This window comes from Poseidonibacter lekithochrous, from assembly GCF_018861145.1.
GTDB classification, from domain to species: Bacteria; Campylobacterota; Campylobacteria; order Campylobacterales; family Arcobacteraceae; genus Poseidonibacter; species Poseidonibacter lekithochrous_A.
In genome coordinates this window covers 1-5,313 of record NZ_JAHKQT010000014.1, presented here as the reverse complement: position 1 = coordinate 5,313, position 5,313 = coordinate 1, and the positions used below count along the sequence as shown (strand labels likewise).

General features: G+C 26.0%; 8 protein-coding genes. All 8 read left to right on the top strand.

Translation table 11 applies throughout. The annotated features are described in order from the left end of the window. Nucleotides 1-465, top strand: a 465-nt coding sequence (locus KO488_RS05595; RefSeq protein ID WP_216057813.1) for a transposase, incomplete at its 5' end; no start/stop codon positions are given. A 490-nt stretch (nucleotides 466-955) separates the two neighbouring features. Continuing rightward, the gene (locus tag KO488_RS05590; RefSeq protein ID WP_216057812.1) at nucleotides 956-1,360 is read left to right on the top strand and encodes a DUF1924 domain-containing protein; all 405 of its coding nucleotides are present in this window, start codon (nucleotides 956-958) and stop codon (nucleotides 1,358-1,360) included. A gap of 2 nt (nucleotides 1,361-1,362) precedes the next feature. Then, nucleotides 1,363-1,872, top strand: a complete 510-nt coding sequence (locus KO488_RS05585; RefSeq protein WP_216057811.1) for a diheme cytochrome c — start codon at nucleotides 1,363-1,365, stop codon at nucleotides 1,870-1,872. Between the two features lie 10 nt (nucleotides 1,873-1,882). Continuing rightward, nucleotides 1,883-2,659, top strand: a complete 777-nt coding sequence (locus KO488_RS05580) for a cytochrome b/b6 domain-containing protein (protein ID WP_216057810.1) — start codon at nucleotides 1,883-1,885, stop codon at nucleotides 2,657-2,659. Nucleotides 2,660-2,678: 19 nt separating this feature from the next. After that, nucleotides 2,679-3,002 (top strand): cytochrome C, encoded by a 324-nt coding sequence (locus tag KO488_RS05575; RefSeq protein WP_266099293.1) that lies wholly within the window; start codon nucleotides 2,679-2,681, stop codon nucleotides 3,000-3,002. Continuing rightward, complete coding sequence (locus KO488_RS05570) at nucleotides 2,968-3,372, top strand: Spy/CpxP family protein refolding chaperone (protein WP_216057808.1); 405 nt, start codon at nucleotides 2,968-2,970, stop codon at nucleotides 3,370-3,372. The genes KO488_RS05575 and KO488_RS05570 overlap by 35 nt, the downstream gene beginning before the upstream one ends. Continuing rightward, nucleotides 3,365-4,030: a response regulator transcription factor gene (locus KO488_RS05565; RefSeq protein ID WP_216057807.1), complete on the top strand. Its 666-nt coding sequence runs from the start codon at nucleotides 3,365-3,367 to the stop codon at nucleotides 4,028-4,030. Before KO488_RS05570 ends, KO488_RS05565 begins: the two co-directional genes overlap by 8 nt. A 2-nt stretch (nucleotides 4,031-4,032) precedes the next feature. Continuing rightward, on the top strand, nucleotides 4,033-5,223 hold the full coding sequence (locus tag KO488_RS05560; RefSeq protein WP_216057806.1) for an ArsS family sensor histidine kinase: 1,191 nt from the start codon (nucleotides 4,033-4,035) through the stop codon (nucleotides 5,221-5,223). Nucleotides 5,224-5,313 lie beyond the last annotated feature (90 nt).

Genomic DNA, 5,313 nt, shown 5'->3' with positions numbered 1-5,313 from the left:
ATTAAGCGTTTAATGTACTTTGGTACCCGTTCTGTGTGTACAGTTTGTCCAATACGCTCACAGTGTCTTCCTCCTAAAACACCTGCAAAACGTCTTTGGCGTTGGGAGCATGAATCACTCATCGATGAACACCGTACAAAGATGCAGACACGCAAAGCAAAAACTATGATTAAACAGCGGGCTGCTTTGGCAGAACACCCTTTTGGTACAATCAAACAAAAGCTTGGTTGGAGTCATTTTCTAGTACGTGGCAAAACAAAAGTTGCTGGAGAGAATGCTTTAATTATGCTCACCTATAATTTTAGAAGATTGTTAAATTTGATTGGTATTAAACTATTTCAAAAGCTAATAAAGGGCATTAAAAGTGGCAATATTGAAGATATAAAACAAGAAATAGCAGAGTATATTGCAGTTCTAGCCTTTTTTAAAGCTTATTTTCGTCAAAAAATGTGTTTATACATCTGAATCTCTATTCTTTTACTTATATAGGGTTAGTTCTTTCACAGTCTCGCAGTATTATGAACAATCATTATATAACCAAATTCTAAAGCTTTATTCAATGATTGAAAATCTCTTAACCATAAAAGAGCTTGTTGAATATAAAAATATTTAGATTACTATAATTTATACTGGAAGTGATTTAGCTATTTAATAGTAACGAAGAAAATCCGAAATATGAAGTTACGTTACATCTCCAGTAGTTTTTGGAACAGTTTATAAATATTTTTTATAAATCATCTTAGAACAATTTATCTATCATTTTTTTGTCCTATTTAATGTTGATAAATCAAATTAATATTAGCTAGCAGTGTATAATTTAAAATCATATAATCTAAATTTTATTTACTAATTTATAATTCTCTTAATAATTGTTAAGAAACTGTCAAGAAACTATAGACAAAAAATCTAACAATTTCATTTATACTTCGATTATAAAAAATATAAAGGATTAAAAATGAAATTAATTTCTCTACTATTACTAACATTGAGTTTAAGTTATGCCTCAGTCGTAACATCCTACTTAGAGTCATTGTCTATTGAAGTTAAAAAAGAAGAACCAAACTTTAAAGGTTTTGATAAGAAAAGGGGTGAAAAGATTTTTACCTCAAAACATATAGGAAATAAAGGTAAAGAAATCTCTTGTGTATCTTGTCATACGAACAATTTCACGCAAAATGGCGAAAATATTTTTACAGGAAAAGAAATTGCACCTCTATCTCCTAAAACTAATCCCAAAAGATTAGCCAAGTTGAAAACAATCAAAAAATGGCTTAGACGAAATTTTAAAGATGTTTACAAAAGAGAAGGTACAGCACTTGAAAAGGGTGATGTAATAACATATATTTTATCAAAGGATTAAAAATGAATAGAATAGTTTTTATATTAGTAGCATTTAGTATAATTGTTTTTGCAAGTAATTATGAAGGTAAAAAGTCAAATGGTATTCAAAATAGTTTATATTTAAATGAATGTTCTTCTTGTCATATGGGATTTCAAGCAGAGTTTTTACCACAACGTTCTTGGAATAAGATGATGGACACGTTAGATGATCACTTTGGAGTTGATGCAACATTTGATAAAAGTGATGAAGTAAAAGTTAGAGAATATCTTTTGAAAAATGCAAGTGACGCTAAAAGAGGTTATGGTGAGATGAAAGAATTCTCAAGTTCTATAAGTAGAACATCGACACCATTGGCAATTACTGAAATTCCTAAGTTTAAAAGAGAACATAGAGAAGTTCCTAAAAGATTGATTGTCCAAAAAGATGTACAAAGAATTAGTAATTGTATGGCTTGTCATACTGATGCAAAAGAAGGTTTATATAAAGAAAGAAATATTCTAATTCCAAATTTTGGAAGATGGGATGATTAAGGAGTATATTATGGAAAAATCATATATCTGGTCAATTCCTACAAGGTTATTTCATGGCCTTTTTGTATTCTTTATATTATTAGCATATATAACAGCAGAGGAAGACAATTTACTTAATTATCATGCAATAATTGGATACGCTATTTTAATTCTTTTAGGATTTAGAATTATATGGGGATTATTTGGACCTAAATATTCTAAGTTTAAAGATTTCCCTATTTCAATAAATAGGGTTAAGGAGTTTATCTCTAATATATTTAATAGTGAACAAAAATTTGTAGGACATAATCCTTTAGCTTCCTATGTTATGATTGCTATATTTATTACAATATTTCTTATTATAATTACAGGTTCATTAACTCTTGGAATTCAAGAAGGAAAGGGAATATTCTCACATCTAAATAGCAGTATGTTTAAAGAGATGGAACTTTTTGAGGAAATCCATGAGACGCTATCAACTCTTTTAATTTTACTAATTATTGCTCATTTAGGTGGTATTGCATTTGATAAACTGTTTCATGGAGAACATGAGACATTAAATTCAATATTTAATGGATATAAAAAGACAAAAACTCAAGAATCTATAAAACTAAATATTTTTCAAAAATTTATAGCAATGATTTTTTTAGTACTTTTTTTAGGATTTCTAATATTTAATTTTTTACAACCTAAAAATATTTTGGTGGCTTCTGTTTATGAGCCAATTAATTATGAAAAACAAAATGAACTTTTTGTTTCTGAGTGTGCATCGTGTCACACTCTGTATCCCTCCCAATCTTTTACCTAAAAAATCTTGGATAAAATTAATGTCCGAGTTAGAAAACCATTTTGGAGATGATGCATCTTTAGAAAAAGAAGATTATAATAATGTATTAGCTTTTTTATTAAAAAATTCAGCAGAAGAAGTTACTATGGAAGCTAGTAAAAAAATATTAGATTCAATAGGAAATAAAGATATAATAGCTATTAGTCAAACATCTTTTTGGAAGAAAAGACATGAAGATATTCCAAAGAGTATTTTTAAACATGAGAAAATAAAAAGTAAAGCTAATTGTAAAGCTTGTCATACTGATATAGAAAGAGGACTTATTGAAGATGAAAATATTAAAAGTATTAATAGTTTTATGTAGCCTATCTTTGCTTTCTTCATCATTTGCAGATGATGATTATGAAGAACATTATGAGAAAAATCACATATATAGAAGTTTAAAATATCTGGATTTAAAAAAAGAACAAAATACTAAAATAAGAGATATCTTAATTGAATATAAAAAAGACTATCAAAAGTATTTAGATCTTTTGTATTCAAAAAGATTAAATCTTCAAAAGATTATGCAATCTGAAACTTTTGATAAAGAGAAATATATAAAAATCAGTAATGAAATAAATATGTATTTTATAGAAATAGAAGCAGATAAATTTAATAAAATACATGGAGTTTTAACTCCCAAACAAAGAGTTAAATTTTCATATTTTTTAGGAGAGAAACATAGTGACTAAAAATGTTTTACTAATTGAAGATGATAGACAGATGAAAGAGTTTATTATAGATTATCTGAATGATTACAGTTTCAATTGTAAGGCTTTTGAAACTGCAAAAGAGCTTTTAAAAGAGTTTCAAAACAACAAAAACTATGATATTGTAATCTTAGATCTAATGCTTCCTGATATGGATGGATTTGATTTATTTAAAAAGATTAAAAAATTATCTAATATTCCTATTATTATATCAAGTGCAAGAGGGGATATTGGTAATAAAATACATGGTTTTGAATTAGGTGCAGATGATTATTTAGCTAAACCATATGAGCCTAGAGAGTTAGTTTTACGAATAGAACATATACTAAAAAAAACTGCCTTAAATAAAGTAGAAATTGCTGAACTTATAATTGATAAAAATAGCAGAAGTGTAAATGTAGATAATTATGAAGTTGATTTAACACAGATTGAATTTGAAATATTACTGTTTTTAGTGGAAAATCTAAATATAAATACATCAAGAGAACAGATTGTAAATGCTACTTCTTTAGATGAAGATACAAAAAGTAGAACAATAGATACTCATATATCTAATCTTAGATATAAAATTGGAGATGATCCTAAAAATCCTAAATATATAAAATCCGTATGGGGTGTAGGATATAAATTTGTGGGGTAAGTATGTCTATTTTTAGAAAGATTACAATTTTATTTATAATTAGTTTTTCTCTTATGAGCATTATAGGACTCTGGATAGATAATATTAACAGTAAAAGAGTGGAATCTTTAATAAAAGATAAATATAAAAAAATTGCTAATGAACTACTAATAAATATTGATAATAAAAAGCAGATACAACTTATTGAAAATAGATATGGCTTAAGAAAAATATCTTCAAAGAATTCAATGGAAATACTTCATAAAGAAAATCTTACTTTTGGACATATTACAATTGGAAAACAATCTTTTCAAGATGAATTTATTATAGAGGTTAATTATTTAGATGAGAGTTTGGTATATGAAACCAAAGATGAACAAAATATTACTGATAAAACAATACTAAATATTTTGATTTTTATAGATATTCTTGTGTTAGTTATTATTTTCTTATATATATTTAAACTACTCTCTCCTTTAAAAATTATAACAAGAAAAATGGAAGATTTTTCTCAAGGAAATCTAGATACAAGAATTAATATAAATTCAAAAGATGAGATAGGCATATTGGCAAGTTCATTTGATAATATGGCTGATAACTTAGAGAACTTAATTAAAACAAGGGAAGAACTGTTACGAGACATAGGTCATGAACTAAGAACACCTATTGCAAAAGGTAAATTTGCTATTGAGAAAATAGACAATATACGTGATAAAGAAGTATTAAAAAAAATATTTAGTGATTTAGAAGTTTTAACAAATGGTCTGATTGAATTAGAAAAGCTTAATATAGATAATTTAGAGTTTAATAGATTTTCTATTGAGACTTTAGTTTTAAACTCTTTGCAGAAGTTATATATTGAAGATGAATCTTTAATAGAGTTAGAAATTAATAGAGATTTTAATATTAATGGAGATTTACATTATCTTACAATTGCCGTAAAAAATTTAATAGATAATGCTCTTAAATATAGTACAGAATTTCCAGTTGTAATAAAAACAGAGAATAATTCATTAAGTATTGAAAATATTGGAAAGAAATTGGATAAAGATATTTCTTATTATATGAAACCTTTTACTCAAGAAGATTCTAAAACAGATGGCTTTGGTTTAGGTTTGAGTATTGTTAATAAGATTTTTGATAAACATAACTTACCAGTAGAATATATACATAAAGATCATAAAAATATATTTACAATAACGTTTAATTCATAATATTAATATCCTTGATTTTTGAAAATTTTTCTTTTTAATATACATTCTCAAATAGAACTTAAATACAAAGTGGAGAGGTAACTAAAATTC